The organism is Chthoniobacterales bacterium (assembly GCA_035274845.1).
Lineage (GTDB): Bacteria > Verrucomicrobiota > Verrucomicrobiia > Chthoniobacterales > UBA10450 > AV80.
Genome location: DATENU010000009.1, coordinates 123,388 through 140,385, shown reverse-complemented (window position 1 = coordinate 140,385; position 16,998 = coordinate 123,388). Strand labels below are relative to the sequence as shown.

Sequence of the window (16,998 nt, the reverse complement as noted above, 5' to 3'; positions counted from 1 at the left end):
GAGATTGACGGCGAGCCCGAAGGAGTATTTAGACTCTCGTGGTTAAGGCGGTGGCTGAGAGCCGAAGCGTCCCGGATCGCGCCACAACCGGATCTCACTATCGCCGCGGTATGAACGCTCCCTCCTCCCCACGGCTCATCTACATCGCTGCAGCGGACGAAGACGCGGAATTGTGGTACCGGTTTCATCGCGAATTGGAAGCGCAGGCAGGATCGGACTTCAATATCTGGTCGTCCAGAGAAAGTCTTCCGTTAAGGTCGGACTGGGATACGGAGATACAGGAAGCGCAGAAGCGAGCCGCTGGAGCTATCCTCGTGCTCTCGTCTCACAGCCTCAACTCGCCGGTGGTGCGAGAGGACGTCAAGCACCTCCAACAGCTTCGAGTGCCGCTTTTTTCCCTTGTGGTAGAGGAGTGCGATTGGCGCAAGTTCCCAGGTGTGGCCAACAGCATGATCTTCGATGAGACCCGGCCACTGAATAGCTATCCAGCAGAGACGCAACACCAGAAGATAAGGGAATTTGTTCGCGTTGTTCTCGCGAAGCTTCGCGATGAGAAAATGCCCCATCCTCAGCAAACGCAACCACCCCGGAGGGATCATAAGAGCGAAGAGCGGGAGGGCGCCCGTATCTCCGACGAGGCGACTTCTGAGCCCCAGGAGGAGCGAGATGATGCGCTATTACGTGAGTGGGGCGTTGAGCTAACCTCGAGAAACATGGTGGCGGAAATCCTTCAATCGCAGGAGGGAAGTTTGCTCCCGGACCAGAAGGCAGAGGTAGCGGAGGCTTTAGCGAGCGATCAGCGGCAAATTCGGAATCGGTTTAGGACGGAGGCGGACCTCCCAGAGGAGGCACGGAGGATGATCGCCCAACTAAGCGCTGCCGAAGCCTCGTTCCGCCAGGAGGCGTTGGAGGAACTGCCCGGGGATTCTACCACTTCAACGCAGGAGCCCACCGAAGCAGCCCAGCAAAAAGATCCCGCGGCTAACAGCATAGACGCTCCACCCCTTACCATTGATCAGTTTTCCGCGGGTTCGCGTCGCATTCTGGGATGGGCGAACGCCTTCCGCAAAATGCTTAAGCAGCGGCACGTGCATACCGAGCATCTCATTGCGGCGCTCCATCAAAGTAACGATCCCCTCGTATTAGAGGCTTTTAAAAAAGCGAGAATTGATTTGCCGGAGCTTCTGTCAATTTTGCACCAGAGCGAGTTTAAGATTCCGATTACTCTCGAGAATATCCGCATTGAATCCGGCGAAGCGGCAGCGCTGCCAGTGCTGTCCGGCGGCGCCAAGGCGGGCCTGGGCTTTGGCCTCGTTTTGGCTCGATCAGAAAAAACCCACGCTGTCCTGCCACGCCATTTGCTCTTTGGTGTACTGTCGGTTGACGCTCCCGCGGCTGACACGCTCCGGAAGCGCGGTCTGCGGCGTGAGTTGCCGCAACCAGAAATAGCGCCCACGCCTTCGCCAGCGCCATTGCACGTGAGCCGGCGCTCGTTTGCACTTTTCCAGAGCGATGTGCCGCCGCCGGAAGTCGCGGGGAAGGAGACAGCAGTGCCGGATGCACTGAAGCTGGGTGATTATGCCCGACACCTGGCGGAAATGATGGGGGCGAGAGAAACCCCGCTACCGCTTTCGTTGGGACTCTTTGGAGACTGGGGCACGGGAAAGACGCATTTTATGCGGCTCCTTCGGGAGAAAATGCGGGCGCAGGCGAATCGAGCGGGCTCACCGTGGTGCCAGCGGGTGGTGACTGTGCCATTCAACGCATGGCACTACCTGGATGCCAACCTCTGGGCGAGTCTGGTGACGGAGATCTTCGAGAAGCTTTTCAAGAGTATCGACCGCGACGAAAAGACGCCGAAGGAGAAGAAGGATGAGCTGTTGAGGAAGCTGGAGTCGGAGAAGGGAGCTGCGGCAAAGGCGAAAGATGAAGTTCGGCGCGCGAAGGTAACCGAGCGACTGGCGAGGTGGAAGCTCTGGAAAGCGCAGAAGGTTCGAGATAAGAAAAGACTGACGCTGGCGGGTAAGTTGGATGAGGCGGGGGCCCTGATCGAGATCGTGAAGGAAACTCCAGAGGGTAAGGAGTTGATGCGGAGTTGGGGGGAATTATGCCAGCGGCTTGGTTGGGGCGAGCTGGAAACATCGGCCACAGGGCTGCGGGCACAAATCGCGCAAACGCGCTCGCTTGGTGTGCGCGCGCAGGTGCTCTGGGAAACCGCGTTTAGCCCAGAGCGGCGGGCGCGAACGGTGATCGTCCTCGTGGCGGCGCTCGTAGTGGTGCCTTTCCTCGGCAGCGCAGTGGGGCATGTGCTTGGGAGCTGGCATGAAGGGATGGAAAAGGTAGGACGCATAACGGGGGCAGTCAGCGGGTGGCTGACGACCGTTGGAGCATGTCTGGCGTTCTGGGCGCAAAGAGCGCAGAAGTACTTGGGGAATGCCGAGCAACTCGACCGTCGCCTTTCGGCGGCGATAAAGAAGCGAGCTGAAACGCCGGAAATCGTGGGAATGCGGGATGCACTGAAAGCGGCCGAGGTGGTGACGAACGCAGCTGAGAAGGGATTGGTCGATGCGCAGGCGCGCGTGCGCGCGTTAGAAGACGAGCTCCGGGAGCAGGAGCCGGAACGCCGCTTATTGAAGTTTATCGGGGATCGGGCCAAAGCCGACGACTATCGCAAGCATCTCGGGCTCGTAAGTCTGGTCCGGCGGGACTTTGAGACACTCAGTAATCTCTTCGCGGAGATACATACGGAAGGACGAATGGAGCCGAAGGTGGAGGGGACACTGGAAGCAGCAGTGGACAGGATCATCCTGTATGTGGACGATTTGGATCGGTGTCCGGCAAAGCGGGTAGTGGAGGTGTTGGAGGCTGTGCACCTGCTCCTTGCCTTTCCGCTCTTCGTGGTGGTGGTAGCGGTGGATCCGCGATGGCTACAACGCAGCTTGCGCCAGCACTATCCGGAGCTCCTCGACGAGAAGTCCGGTAGGCATCGGCGAGCGACGACGGCGATCGCGGGAGAGCGATCGGCGACTCCGTTGGACTACCTGGAAAAGATCTTTCACGTGCCGTTTCATCTGCCTCGAATGGAGGACACAGGCTATCGCGAGTTGGTCGTCGAGCTCACCAAATTCACGGAGGAAGACAAGGGCGCAGGCTCAGCGGCGGTCGCTGAAATCGGTGCGGAGCCCCCACCACGCCAATCAACAACTTCCGCGGCCGCAGACTCGAAGCCCACGAATGGGCGGGCCACCGCTGAGCCGAAAGAGTTCGTGGAAAAGAAGACGGGAAACGTCGCGGATTCTTTGACGCCTTCCGCCGACCCTCCACCGCAGAGCGTGCGGCTGAGTTCGAAGGAGATCGAAGCGCTCCAGCAGTATGCATCTTTTATCCGGACGCCGCGGGCGGTGAAACGATTACTCAATACGTATCGCCTGGTGCGTGCCGGGCTCGATGAGTTACCAGCAGATAAACTGCCGCCTGGCGCGGACATGGCGGAACGCTGCCGCCCAGCAATGCTGCTGCTTGCCGTGGCGGCGGGGTTCCCGGCACTGGCGCGCGATCTGTTTACGGCGTTGCAGAAAGACGATGGGTGGCGGACGACTCCGCCGCCAGAATTACAGGCAGTTCCGGAGTTTGCGGAACTGCACAATGCGATTCGCACCGGGACGAATTTACCCTTGGGGCTGGTAACCCCGGTGGATTGGCGGTGGTGGATCGACCGTGTCGGACGCTTCTCGTTTTAGCTATTTTGGCCTTCGTTCCGCGAAGGCAACTCCGTTCTAGTCCTCGTCGTCCTTGAACAGCTTGCCGGCTTTGTCGTTCACGAAGACGTCGAAGATCGCGAAGAGGAAACTCGGATCGGGCAGACCGGTGAGACTGGCGTGGTTCGTAACGAGCAGACTTTTAGTCTTATTGTTGAATGCGATGTTGGCGGGATTGGCCCAGGGTAGAGGATTGTGGGCGGGATCCGCGGGGTTCTGGGCCGGGCCACTGTACTTCGTTTCCTCGGTCCCGTCCTCACGGAGAACCGATATCTTGCTGGTGCCCGCGAGCGCGACGTAGAGGTCGCCTGATTTGCCAAACGCGATTCCATCCGGGCCGGAACCGGTATCGGCGAAGTTGTAGGTGTGAAACACGTGCAGATCCATCAAAGTCGGATGATCGATCAACGGCAGAGTGTAAACATAACCCACCCCGGCGCCGTCGAACGTCACCGTAAAGTAAAGCTTCTCGCTTTTCTTATCGACGCGGACGCCGTTCGGGCCGAATGGCCCATCGATGGCGGCGTTCTGGAACCAGACCTGGGGCGCGCCGCCTCCCGGAGGCACTCGCCAGATGGTCGCCTGGAAGGAGTCGGTCACGTAGAGGTAACCATTTTTGTCGAACGCCAGATCGTTAATCAGGAGCGGGGCAGGAGGGTTGAAGGCGGATTGATACACCGGGTAAAACGGCGCGGCATAGACGCTTTGCTCTCCGGTTTCGACATTGATTTTCAAGATCCCCTGGCCTTCATCCGCGACAAAGAGGTTGTCTCCTTCGCCAAACGCGATGCACGAAATTGCGTTGAGCGGGCCGGTTTGGCCCTGGATCGTGATCGTCTTCACGAGAACGCCCGTGTCCTCATCGTAGGCGAAAATTTTGGATGGGCCGAAGTTGCCGGGAACGCCGAAGGCCGCGGGTCCGGAAACATAAACGAGGCCGTCGTGGACCGCGATACCTTCAGGGTATCCGGGCACTGCGGGGAGCGGCGTGAGCACTTTCGAATCGCCGAGAGGCCGCGGTGGGACAGCGATAGCGGGTGCTGGAGCGAGGAGAGCGAGGGCGCCCAGGAGTGAATAGAGTGCAATATATTTCATTTTCATTTTCTTTGTGGGGTCAGCGTTGAGTCGGGGAGGTTTACGAACTGAAAGTCGATCCTTGCGAACTTTCCCGAATTTACTCAACCCAAAAATCGGGGACGCCTCCGAACCGTTTGGCTCTCGATTCGGGCAGTAAAACAGACCGGCCGCATCAGATGATGCGGCCGGTTCGATTAGAGAAGTGGCGGTTAGCGCAGGTTGTAGACTTCGATCAGGCCGACGCCCGTTCCGTCTTTACCGGCAAGGATGGCGGTGTAGGCGCCCGGTTGAAGGTCGGCGACGATCGCCGCTTCCGAATCCATCGCGGGAGCGAGGCCGGTCGCTTCGATTTGACGCTGCTGCTGGTCTTTCCAGTTGTCGTTACTCCGCAACATGGCGCCGTTGCTGTCGCGCAGTTCCAGTGTCGGATCGCTCAAGGCGTTGGCGACGCCGAAATTGGCCAGGGAGGGACCAATCGCGCGCACCAGCACCTTTGTGCTGCCGCTGCTGCCGCCCAGAATGAAACCGCCGATCATGACGTTCTCGCCCGATTGAACAACGCCCCGGGTGCTGATGTTTGCGAGTTTCGAATCGCCTGCCTGGCTCAGATCATAAACTTCCACGAGCCCAACCCCGACAGCTCCGTTCTTCCCCCTCACTGCCGCGGTATAATTTCCGGGCGACAAAGCGATCACGAGGGCGGACTCGAGATCGTTCGACGGGGCAATCTGACTTGCTTCCAGTTCGGCAGCCGAAGGGTCGTCGCGCCAATTGTCATTCTGCCCGACGAGCGAACCATCGGGGCCGTGCAGTTCCAGAAGCGGATCAGTCAGCGCGCCGGGTAGCATTCCCTGGAGCGAGGGACCGATCGCCCGAACAACAACTTTCTTGATCGCGTTTCCGGTAATGATAAACCCGCCAATCATCGCGTTGTCGCCCGCTTGCACGAGACCTCGGGTAGCGATGTTGAGCGGCTGAGCTGCGGAAAACGGGGTGTCAGTCGGGCTCGGGGATGGTGATGGTGACGCGCTTGGGGCCGCAGTAGCGCTCGGTGTCGGCGTCGCCGGTGGAGTTGGCGCGGGAGTTCCCGTTGCGGTTGGCGCCGGGGTCGCAGTTGGGGTCGGCCCAGGACATGTCCCGGCGATAAGAGACACATCGTCGACTACGAAATTCGCCATTCCGTTCGTCGTTGCGATATACTCGAACAGAATCTGGTGCGCGGCTCCGTCGGCAAACGCGCTCAGGTTAATGGTGCGCTGCGTGTAGGCAGTCTCGGCCGTGGCCGGTTCGGGATAAGTCTGCACGATCGTCCCATCCACTTTCACGTTCAGGACATCGGTGAATGGCGAAGAAACCGCGGAGATGCGCATCCAGAAGGAGAGCGTTGCGGGGTTCCCCGCGGGAATGGTAACGGTTTGCCCCAGTGTCGCGGTCTCGGGCGCGGAAATTCCGCCGAACCAGGCCCAGACCAGACCGGTCCGCGGCGCCGTGCCATTGCCGCACGACTCGCTGTCGCAGAGCGGCGTCTCGAAGTTCGTGGAGGTTTCCGGATCCCAGAACATGTTGGGAATGCCGCCATTTTCGAAGCCTCCATCCACAATCCTCTCCAGAGTGCAGGGAGTCGCAGTCGGGATCGGGGTTGGAGTTGGCGTCGCGGTTGCCGTCGGCACGGGCGTGGCGGTTGGCACTGGCGTGGCGGTGGGGATCGGTGTCGGTGTCGGCGCGATATTGAGAGTGTTGCGGGCCAGGACCACACCGCCGTCGGCCCGGCCATAGGCGAACGAATTGCCGTCCGGTGAAAATTGCGCCGAATAAACGGCGGTGGATGTTTGCTGGACGTAAGCTCTTATCAATCCGCCATCCAAGGCGCGCCAGAAGAGAAGGGTCCCGCGTTGCGCCCCATAATCCTGCCCCGCCGCAATGACGGTCTGGCCATCGGGTGAGAATCCAACCGACTTCACGAAACCGGAAGGACCGTTAAGACTGGCGAGTTGCATGCTGCTCGCGACCTGCCAAAGCGCAGCTGAACCATCGTCGCTCGCGGTTGCCAGTTTTTGGCCATCGGCCGAGAAGGCGACGAAATTCACTGTCCCACGGTGGCCCAGCCACGCCACATTCCACGTCGCGAAATTTTTCAAGGTCGCAACTTCATTAGCCTTGGCCGTGGCCAGGAATCCGCCGTCCGGAGAGTAGGCCACCGAGTTGGTCGATCCCAACATGTCATGAGTGATCGACGTGTTTTGTCCGTCCGAGAGGCGCCAGACTTTGATGTCGTTCGTGGAATAGCCCCCGCCGGACGTTAGCTCCTGGTCATTCGGCGAGAAGGCTACTCCCAGAATGAACTCATTGCTTCCCATGCTTCGGATCAGCGAAAAGTCTGAGACGCGCCAGAGTTTGATCGACATATCCGTGCTGCCCGAAGCAATCATTTCGCCATTGTGGGAGAAGGCGACCGTATTCACTTTGTCCCAATGACCGGTCAGCGTGGCCAGCAAAACGCCGTCCGAAACCCGCCAGACCTTGACGGTGTGATCGTTACTCGCCGACGCCAGCAACTGGCCGTCGGGCGAGAACGCAACGGCGTTAACCTGCAAGTCGTGTCCGTGCGCCCATAAGATATCGGGCGCTCCCTGCGTTGCCTCGGCGGTTTGAAAGACAGTGAATGTCTGGCCGACGATGGTGATGGTCCCCGTTCGAGGGGCACCGGTGGAGTTCGCCGCGACGGAATAATAAATGGTGCCGTAACCTGAACCGCTTCCCCCAGAGGTGATCGTGATCCAACTGTCGTTGCTGGTGGCCGTCCAATTACAGGCGCTAGCCGCGGCCATGTTCACGTACGCACTGCCGCCATCGGCGGTGAATGTGCGATTCGCGGGGGAGATGTTGTAACTGCAGGTGATCCCCTCCTGGAAAATCGTGATCACTTGTCCGCCCGCGGTGATGGTGCCGGTGCGAGTGCTGGTGGTGGTATTCGCGTTTACAAAATAGTTCACGATCGAGGGCCCATTGCCGCTGCTATTTCCTACCCCGAGGGTTATCCAGCTCGAATCCGTCGTCACCGTCCAGGGACAACCGTTCATGGTCGCAATGTTGATAGTGCCGGGACCTCCCGAGCTGCCATACAATTGGGGGTCGGTCGGATCCGGATTCACCGTGTAGGAGCAGGGAGTGGTCACCTGTTCGATCGTGACCGTCTGGCCCGCCACCGTCAGGGTGCCTGTTCGCGCCGGGCCCGCGTTGGGAGCGATGGCATACGTCAGGCCGCCATTGCCGCTGTCATGGTTGATCTTCGTGATCGTGATCCAACTGTCGTTGCTCGTAGCGGTCCAGCCGCAACCACTAAGAGTTTGCACACCTATCGTGCCGGTTCCGCCGAAGGACGACCAGGTCGAGCTCGTCGGCGTGACCGTGTAGTCGCATGGATTATCGCCGAAATGGATGGGGAACGCCTGCTCGGCGATGATCAAGAGACCGGTCTGTCCGTCCGAACCGGTGGTGGTATAAGTGACCGTTCCATTGCCAGTGCCGTTGTTGCCTGCGGTGATGGTGATCCAATTGACCCGGCTCACCGCCGTCCATTGACAACCGGCAGGCGCGCTCACGTTAACCAAACCGCCGCCGGGAGCGGGCGGAAGACTCGCGCTCGTCGGAGAAATTGAGAAAGCGCAGGAGAAGGTGGGAATGCGCGCCACAAAAACCGTGGAATCATGGGAGTAGCTGAACCTTTGCCCATCAGGCGAAACAGCCAGCGCGTTCGCCGACGTGCCGGTATTCTGATCGTAAGTCTTGAGCAGAGCGCCGTCCGAAACTCGCCAGAACCTGATCGTGCCGGTCGCGGGAATAAATCCGTTCACGGGATCTTCATTCGAATCCCAGGAGCTCGCGATCATCGTCTGGCCATCGGGCGTAAAGACAATGGAGGTCACAGTACCCGTGGCGGTGAAGGTGCGAACGAGCGCGCCATCGGACACGCGGTAGATTTTGATTGTCTCGTCGTAACGATAAGATCCGCCGGCGCCGCCATTAGCCGCGATGAACTGGCCGTCCCGGGAGAAAGCGAGAGCAGTTCCGCGCGGACCGACAATGTTGCGAATGAGCGTGCCGTCAGACACCCGCAAAATGTCGACCCCCTGGAAACCGATCGATGCGATCGATTGACCGTCCGGAGAAAAAGCGGTCGCGCCTCCGCCAAAGTTCGGCTTCGACCAGACGTCGGAGCCATCGGAGGCACGGACCAGTTTGATCGTTCGGTTCTGGGAAGGATAACTCGAAGTCGTTACCGACGAGGCGATGAATTGCCAGTCCGGCGAGAAGGCGATGGTTCCTCCAAGGCTTAACGTCCGGAGGAGAGTGCCGTCCGAGGGGCGCCAAAATTTGATTCCAGAGGTAGCCAGTTGCTGGCTGTCGGGAGAGTAGGTTCCAAAAGTAGGACTGCTGCAACTAAGCCCGCTGCATTGAGTGATCGTCCGGAGCAAGGTCCCGTCCGACACTTGCCAAAGCTTGTTTTTCTTGTCGTCCCCTCCCGAGGCCAATTGCTGACCATCGGGCGAAAAGGCGGTGTACCTGACATAGCCGGTGTGGGTACCCTGCCAGACGATGTCAGGACTGCCTTGCGCGAAGATTGCTTGGGTGGAAGCGGCCAGAAAGAGGACGACGAAAGCCAGGCTCCGGCCGCGTTGCTCAAGCGCTGATTGGAGAATCCCAAATACGCTTTTTGTTTTCATAAGGCTCCTTTGGTAACGAAGGTAGTTCGTTTGCGCCGAGGCCATCGAGCGCGTCAAACCCGCTTGGAACAAGCCGGCATTAGTAACACGCTTGTTACCTTTGAAACGGGAGGCGAACCTGAATCCGCCAAGGCACGATAAGGCCCTCATCCCAGGCTCTTCCACGGACGGAGTTCAATCCCCGTGGAAGAAGCTCAGGATGAGGGCTTACCAGAAGGCCCGGCTAACTTGGAATCGCTCTTACGGCAGGTTGTAAATCTCGACGAGTCCAACGCCGTTCGCGCCTTTGCTGGCGACGATGGCCGTGTAAGCGCCCGCCGGAAGGTCGGCGATGATGCCGGACTCCGCATCCATGGCGGGAGAGAGACCTGTCGTTTCGATCTCAGTCCACTGCTCGTCTTTCCAGTTATCGTTGCTTCGGATCAATGCGCCGTTGCTGTCGCGCAACTCCAGGGTGGGATCGCTCACGGCATTGTTCACTCCGAAATTCGCCAGCGAGGGACCGATCGCACGCACCAGCACTTTCGTGTTGGCGCTGCCGCCGCCGAGAATGAAACCTCCGATGAGCACGTTGTCGGCGGATTGAACCACGCCGCGGGTGCTGAGATTCGCCAGCTTCGAGTCTGCCGCCTGGTTCAGGTCATAGACTTCCACGAGGCCGACGCCGGTAGAGCCGTTCTTTCCGGTCACCACTGCGGTATAACTTCCGGGCACCAGGGTCACGACCATCGCTGACTCGAATTGATGAGAGGGCGCAAAATTGTTCGCTTCCAGGAACGAAGCCTGAGCGTTGTCATCTCTCCAATTGTCGTTCTGTTGAATGAGCGCCCCGTCGGAGCCGCGAAGCTCCAGGACGGGATCAGTGAGCGCGCCGGGGAGCATTCCCTGGAGCGAGGGCCCGATGGCCCGGACCACGATTTTCTTTGCGCTCGAGCCGTTGATAATGAATCCGCCGATCATGGCGTTGTCTCCCGACTCAACGCGACCCCGGGTTGCAATGTTGAGCGGTTGAGCGGCTGTCGAAGGAGTTGACGACGGGCTCGGAGTTGCGGTCGCGACCGGCGTAGCGCTCGGCGTCGCAGTCGCGCTTGGGGCTGGCGTCGCCGTCGGCGCAACAGTGGCAGTTGGAAACGCAGTTGGCGTCGCGGTGGGAGCTGGTGTTGCCGTCGCGGTCGGAAGAGGCGTTGCTGTCGGCAGCGGAGTAGCCGAAGGCAATGGCGTAGCAGTCGGAGTCGCGGTGGGCATAGGCGTCGGCGTAGGCGTCGGGCTTGGGGCCGCGAGTTTCGCCTTGGCGATCCCGGTGCGGCCGTCGGCGAGCTCGAAGTAAAAGGCAATCTCGTTGTGGTTGTTCAGCCCGCGCAGAAACAAAACGCTCGTGAGAGTGGATCCGAAAAGCGCATCGCCTTCCTGAATGACCTTGTCGGCGACGGGGTCTGGCCCGGAATAGATGCCGTGCTCCCCCGTGTCGAGGTAGCCCCGGAACACAACCGTGCCGAGCTCGTTGATGATCGGGCTGTCGAACATGGAATAGGGTCCATCTCCACCGATACCGGCAGCATGCGCGACCATGCGCAGACCGGTTCCGTCCTGGTTGACGACGAAGATGCCGGGCTCGCCGGAGTTGTCCTCGTAAGCCTTAAAGGCGATCTGGCCCTGATCGTTGATATAGGGAGCGCCGTCCCAATTGTAGAGCGGGCTTCCCGCCGCGGTAAGAACCGTGCTGACCGTGGCGTCACCGCCGCCGGTGCCAATATACAATCCGCTCTCGGCTACGTTATTGACGGGATCCTTGCCGCCGGTGAACGCAACCGTCCCGGCACTGTTGATTGTTGGCGAATTGCCGAACACGCTGAAAATGCCCAGATTGTCGACGACGAGGTTCGTGGTGCCGCCGCCGTTGGCCGTCCAAATTCCCCAATGGCCAGGGCTGACCGGATTTTTCCGTGCCCAAAAAACGGCGGTCCCGGTGGACGAAAGATGCACAGGCAATCCGAACTGCCGAAATTCGCCATCGTTGCGAATCAGCGACACGGTTTGGCCGGCGGCCGTGTTCTTGTAGAGCTCGGTGGTCAGGAAAGCGTCCACATATTGGCGTGACGCAATCTCACCCAGCTTGTTGATGAACGGATCGCCGGTGACGCTTCCACCCACCTGCACCGGCGCCTGGCCGGGAGCCGCCCGGAATGTGCCGCCTTGATCGACGACGAACGCCACTGTTCCGTCATCGCTGATCGACGGATAGGTGCCGAAGCCGTTTTGAAAGGCCGGCTGAGTGTCATCGGCGATGATGGTGAAATCGGTTCCGACCTGCGCTTGGAGCGCGCCCCAGGAGATTGGCAGGAGGAAAAGAAGACGGAGGAGAAGTCTGAATGTTTTCATAGTAATTGGAGCGTTCTCTTTAATCCGGAAAAGGTTCGAGACAAGGAATGTTTTTACGTAAAACATGATTAAAAGTAACGCGGCTGTTACTTTGGCAATTTCCCCTCGGTAATCCTCCGCCCCGGCTCGTCCAGCCGGCGCCGGGAGTTGTTACTTTTGCCGGCTTTTTATTTAGTGATTGCCTGAAAAAGTAATTTACTTTCTGTGACCGCCCGGCCTACCTGACGCGATTGTATTTGTATGCGCCCTCTCTTGCCTTGCTGTTTTCTCCTGGCCGCTGGCGTGCGATTCCTCGCTGCCCAAGCCTCAGTGGAAGGGCGCGTCGAATTGCCCAAGTCGCATTCCGCTCCGGTGATGACCAAGCGTTATGAAATCGTTTCCACCGGGGGCGTGCTCGCAACCAATCCTCCGATCGGCGTGGTCTATCTCGAAGGATCGTTCTCAAAGCCCGCGGCCTTGCCCACAAAACAAATCACCCAGAAAGACTTAACGTTTACTCCCGCCCTGCTCGCCGTGCAGGTTGGCACGAAGGTCGAATTCCCGAATCTCGAAAAAGACACGTATCACAACATTTTTTCCTACTCGCCCGCCAAACGTTTCGACCTGGGACGATATCGGCCTGACGAAAGACCTATTCCGTTCCAAATCTTCGATGTGCCCGGGCTCGTAACTTTGCGTTGCGATATCCACGAACACATGCGGGCCCTCCTTTTGGTCCTGGCCACGCCGCATTTTACGGTCACCGATAACAATGGGCATTATCGCCTCGACGGGCTCCCTGCCGGCCACTATACGCTCAAGGCCTGGGTAGACAGCCGGACCACCCGCCAGCATCCCGTCGACCTCCAGAGCGGCTCGACGCTGCGGGTCGATTTCCCGTGATCGAGTCGAGCGAGAAAAAGACTTCTCTCCTCCCGGGTTTCCGGACACAGCTCTTTGCCGGGATGATGCTGGTGGTCTTCGGGTTGACCGCCACGGGATTATACCTGGCGGAACGCAACGCAGCCGTGGACGCCCAGCGCGATCTCGACCGCGATTTTCAGGCGGAGCTGGCGAGGTTGCACGCCATGGAAGAACTGCGGTATGCCGCGCTGGCCGAACGCTCTCGCAATCTGATCGACAAACCGCGTATCCACGCCGCCCTGGAAGACAACGCTCTCGATCTTCTTTATCCCAGCGCGAAGGACGAGCTGCGTGACATCATGGAAAACCAGAGATCTTCCGACCAAAACCCTCCCTCGCGAGCGCCTCAGGCCAGGTTTTACCGTTTTCTCAATGGCGCCGGGGAGGTGCTCCCGCCGCCGAACCAAAATGACGTCGGCGTGCTCCGGCCGGAAGAAGAAGCCCATCTTTCCGTGAAGCCGTTGCCTCAAACTGCCCAAATCGGCTATTTGTTGCGACAGAGTGGGACTGGGGAGGAAATCATTGACGAGATCATTGCCCTACCGATTAACTCGACGGAAACAAACGAGGTGATCTCGGCGCTGGTGGTCGGGTTCAAACCGATTGAAGTCGCGGAGAAACGCTCGGGGGAAGGAATGAAAAGCGGCATTTGGATGGATGGCGCTCTTCATTTACCTGCGCTCCCAGAAAGAGCCCGGGCCGCCATCGATCAAGTGATGACGCGGCTGGTGGCTGCACCGAATAGCGCGGAGCGAAGTTCGCGCGTGCAGATTGAAGGCGAACCGCATTTTCTCTTTTTCAAGCGGCTCAATCCCGAGTCGGTCTTTCCAGCCGTCTACGAGGTTTGCGTTTATCCGCTCAAACAGGCGCTCGCCCGGCAGCGCCGCTTGCGCTGGCAGATTCTCAGCGCCGGCGCGGCCCTGCTCCTGGCTGGATTCGCCGCGACTCATCTGCTCGCCAGGCGGCTTTGGGTTCCGGTGGCAAAACTCGCAGTCGATTCGGAGGAACATCGCACGCACCGTCAGCAAGCGGAAGCGAAGCTCGCCTCCACCAGCGAGGAACTGCAAAGGTCGGCCCGTTTTTCCGCGGACGCTTCTCATCAGCTGAAAACACCGGTGACGGTTTTGCGCGCCGGCCTGGAAGGACTCCTTCGCCGGGAAGATTTTTCAGGCGAAGTTTATGACGAACTTTCCGATCTGCATCATCAGACCTATCGCCTCACGGGCGTAATCGACGATCTTCTCCTTCTTTCCCGAATGGACGCCGGCCGCCTCCAGATCGAATTCAACCCGGTCAACCTCACCCAGCTGGTCGATGAATGGCTGGACGACCTGAATGCGCTCCCCGACCCGCTGGGCCTCGAGATAAAGGCCACCGTTCCACCCGCGCTCTACATTGCCGGCGAAAAGCGTTACGCTTCGCTCATTCTGCAAAACCTCCTCGAAAATGCGCGCAAGTACAATCGCCCGGGCGGACGCATCCAGGTTAACGCCACGGCGGATGATTCCTCGGTCTATTTGAGAGTGGGAAACACCGGACCGGCAATTCCAATCGAGATGCAGCCTCTCATTTTCGAACGTTTTTCTCGCGGGACCAATGGTGAGAAAATCGCCGGCCACGGCCTTGGTTTGAACCTCGCGCGCGAGTTGGTGCGGCTGCACGGCGGCATGATGCGCCTGGTTTCCTCGGACGAAAATTGGACGGAATTCGAGGTCCGTTTCCGCGCGGCCGACAAAGTTCCTTCCGAGTCCTCCCTCCCCGCATGAAATTGTTCCGGCCTTTTCTGATTGTAGCGATCGCCGGGTCGATGTTTCCCGGCGCGCGGGCGGAAGATTTTCTCGATCGCGTGGAAGAGGCTCTAACCTTCTCTGCCTTCGAGGACCAGGCGCGAGTGAAGCTCAGTGGCACACTCGACTTGGAGGGGTATCGCTTCTGGGGAGCGGCGCCCGGTCTGATCCAGACCACCAGCGACAGCCTTTTCAACCCGCGCCTCAGTCTGTTCGTTGATGCCCAACTCGGGTCGAAGGTTTACTTCTTCGCGCAATCACGGCTCGATCGCCATTTCGATCCGAGCGATCACGGTGCGCAATTGCGTCTCGACGAATACGCGTTGCGCTATACCCCGTGGGAAGATGGCCGGATCAGTCTTCAGGTTGGTCAATTTGCCACCGTGGTCGGCCGCTGGGTGGAACGCCATCTGTCGTGGAGCAATCCGTTTATCAACGCGCCCTTGCCCTATGAAAATATTACCGCGATCGAAGATGAAAGGGCGCCTTACACTCCCGTGCTCTCGATCGGACCGCCGGAGGAAAAATACGAACACAACCCGGTGATTTGGGGGCCGAGTTACGCCTCGGGCGTTTCGGTGGCCGGCAAGATCGGCCAGTTCGATTACGCGGCGGAAGTCAAGAATGCGTCGCTCTCTTCCCGGCCGGAATACTGGTACGTGACGCGTAGAGGCTTCGAGAATCCCACCGTCAGCGGCCGGCTTGGGTTCCGTCCCAATCAGGCCTGGAATATTGGTTTTTCGGCGAGCGATGGAGCCTATTTCCAATCCACGGCAGAGCCCACGTTGCCGATGGGGCGCGACATCGGCGATTTCCACCAGACGGTCCTGGGCCAGGACATCAGCTACGCCTTGCATCACCTGCAACTCTGGGCGGAATTTTTCGAGGCCCGCTTTGAGGTCCCCGGCTTCGGAAATGCGGATACCTTCGCTTATTATCTGGAGGCGAAATACAACTTCGCGCCGCAGTTTTTCGGCGCCTTACGCTGGAATCAGCAGTTCTTCTCAGACGTGCCGGACGGCTATGGCTATGGTGGCAGCGCGCCGTGGGGTCGCGACCTGTGGCGGACTGATGTCGCGGCCGGCTACCGGTTCACGCCGCATACGCAGTTAAAAATTCAATACAGCATCCAGCGTGACAACTACGGTTTGCGTGACCTGACGCACATGCTCGGCGCGCAGTTCACGGTTCGCTTTTAATCGGATAACTCCACCGAACACCGCGCATCGCGCGCGAGGCAAAACCCGCTCAGTCGATCGGCCGGCGCGTCTTTTCCGAGGGCCAGATACTGAAATCTCGTTCCGAGCAATTCGGGATGGAGCAGCGTTTGCAGGGCGCGGCGCGTGGATGGCGCGGCCTCGCCGGCGGCTTGGTCTCCTGCCAGGCGAGAAACGAGTCCGGTAACGAAATGATATTGATCGGTAAAGCCGTTCAGGGTGAACCCGCATTCTTCCGCGCGCTCGGCGATGCTCGTCCAATCCACGTGCGCCGTGATATCGGCCTCGCCGATTCCGCGTAGCGGCGACGGCAACGTGCGATGCCCCGCATAAGATTGCAGCGTGCCGCTCGAACGCTCGGCGGCATAAAATTGCCCACGCGCGTAACCGTAATCGACTGCGAGGACGAATCCGCGAGTTAGTTTTCGCGAGACGCTTGCGACCCAGTTCAACGCGGCAACGTTCACCTCCGTCTCGTAAGGTGAGGTCGGGATGGGCGGAAGTTTCTCGATCTGCAAACGCAGGCGCTGATCGTCAATTGGCCTCTCGACAAAAACAAACTCGTCGCCCGCTAATCCCACCAAACGCTCCTGCCATCCGGAATTGTCTTTTTTCCGAGCGATCAAATGAACGGGCATCGCATCCAGCAACTCGTTTGAAAAATGCACACCGTGAAAGGGGGCCATTTCGTCGAGAGACTTTTCCCAGGCCATCTTTCTCCTGAACTCCTCCAGCCTGCCCCGTTGCCGGTCCTGCAAAACCGAAAACGGCTCGACGATGCGGTATTGCAACGCCGCGAAAAAATCCGGCGACCGTTCCCGCGCTGTACTCAACGCATCCCGGGCGAAGTCTCCATGGTGCGCGCCTTGTTCGACAATCACGAAATCGCCGGGCCGGCCGAGCAGTTCCCACATCTCGGCAAATTGGGCCGCGAGCAGTCGCCCGAAGAGCGGACCGACGCTCGCATTGGTGAAGTAATCGCCGTGCCGGCCGATCTGGCACCGGCCCGAGCTATAGTAGCCGAATTCCGGATGGTAGAGCGCCTGTTCCATAAACCAGGCGAAACTGACCGGCCCACCACCCCGGATCTCGTTGCGGACGAACTCGATCAGAGCGGGGTTGCCGGCGTTCATCGTTGTTAAAAGGTTAAAAC

Annotated in this window: 8 protein-coding genes; 4 read left to right on the top strand and 4 right to left on the bottom strand. The window is 59.3% G+C overall.

Annotated features, from left to right (window positions below; translation table 11 throughout):
- Positions 1-110 precede the first annotated feature (110 nt).
- The gene (locus VJU77_04240) at positions 111-3,740 is read left to right on the top strand and encodes a P-loop NTPase fold protein (GenBank protein HKP02553.1); all 3,630 of its coding nucleotides are present in this window, start codon (positions 111-113) and stop codon (positions 3,738-3,740) included.
- A gap of 36 nt (positions 3,741-3,776) precedes the next feature.
- On the opposite strand, the gene VJU77_04235 is transcribed toward VJU77_04240, so the two are convergent.
- From VJU77_04235 to VJU77_04225, 3 genes are all read right to left on the bottom strand, one after another.
- A complete protein-coding gene (locus VJU77_04235; GenBank protein HKP02552.1) occupies positions 3,777-4,853 on the bottom strand; it encodes an SMP-30/gluconolactonase/LRE family protein in 1,077 nt (358 codons plus the stop codon).
- A 191-nt stretch (positions 4,854-5,044) separates the two neighbouring features.
- A complete protein-coding gene (locus tag VJU77_04230) occupies positions 5,045-9,559 on the bottom strand; it encodes a BACON domain-containing carbohydrate-binding protein (GenBank protein ID HKP02551.1) in 4,515 nt (1,504 codons plus the stop codon).
- Positions 9,560-9,799: 240 nt separating this feature from the next.
- On the bottom strand, positions 9,800-11,938 hold the full coding sequence (locus tag VJU77_04225) for a choice-of-anchor tandem repeat NxxGxxAF-containing protein (GenBank protein ID HKP02550.1): 2,139 nt from the start codon (positions 11,936-11,938) through the stop codon (positions 9,800-9,802).
- 240 nt (positions 11,939-12,178) lie between these two features.
- Here VJU77_04225 and VJU77_04220 point away from each other — a divergent pair, with 240 nt between their 5' ends.
- Genes VJU77_04220 through VJU77_04210 form a run of 3 tightly spaced genes read left to right on the top strand, consistent with a single transcriptional unit; the run spans position 12,179 to position 15,827 of the window.
- Positions 12,179-12,820, top strand: coding sequence for a carboxypeptidase regulatory-like domain-containing protein (locus tag VJU77_04220; GenBank protein ID HKP02549.1), 642 nt, complete (start codon positions 12,179-12,181; stop codon positions 12,818-12,820).
- Positions 12,817-14,607 carry a HAMP domain-containing sensor histidine kinase gene (locus VJU77_04215; protein ID HKP02548.1) on the top strand — a complete coding sequence of 597 codons (1,791 nt, stop codon included), beginning with the start codon at positions 12,817-12,819 and terminating at the stop codon, positions 14,605-14,607. The genes VJU77_04220 and VJU77_04215 overlap by 4 nt, the downstream gene beginning before the upstream one ends.
- Positions 14,604-15,827: a hypothetical protein gene (locus tag VJU77_04210; protein ID HKP02547.1), complete on the top strand. Its 1,224-nt coding sequence runs from the start codon at positions 14,604-14,606 to the stop codon at positions 15,825-15,827. The genes VJU77_04215 and VJU77_04210 overlap by 4 nt, the downstream gene beginning before the upstream one ends.
- Here VJU77_04210 and VJU77_04205 read toward each other — a convergent pair.
- Positions 15,824-16,978 carry an SAM-dependent methyltransferase gene (locus tag VJU77_04205; GenBank protein ID HKP02546.1) on the bottom strand — a complete coding sequence of 385 codons (1,155 nt, stop codon included), beginning with the start codon at positions 16,976-16,978 and terminating at the stop codon, positions 15,824-15,826. The genes VJU77_04210 and VJU77_04205 overlap by 4 nt on opposite strands.
- Between the last annotated feature and the right edge of the window lie 20 nt (positions 16,979-16,998).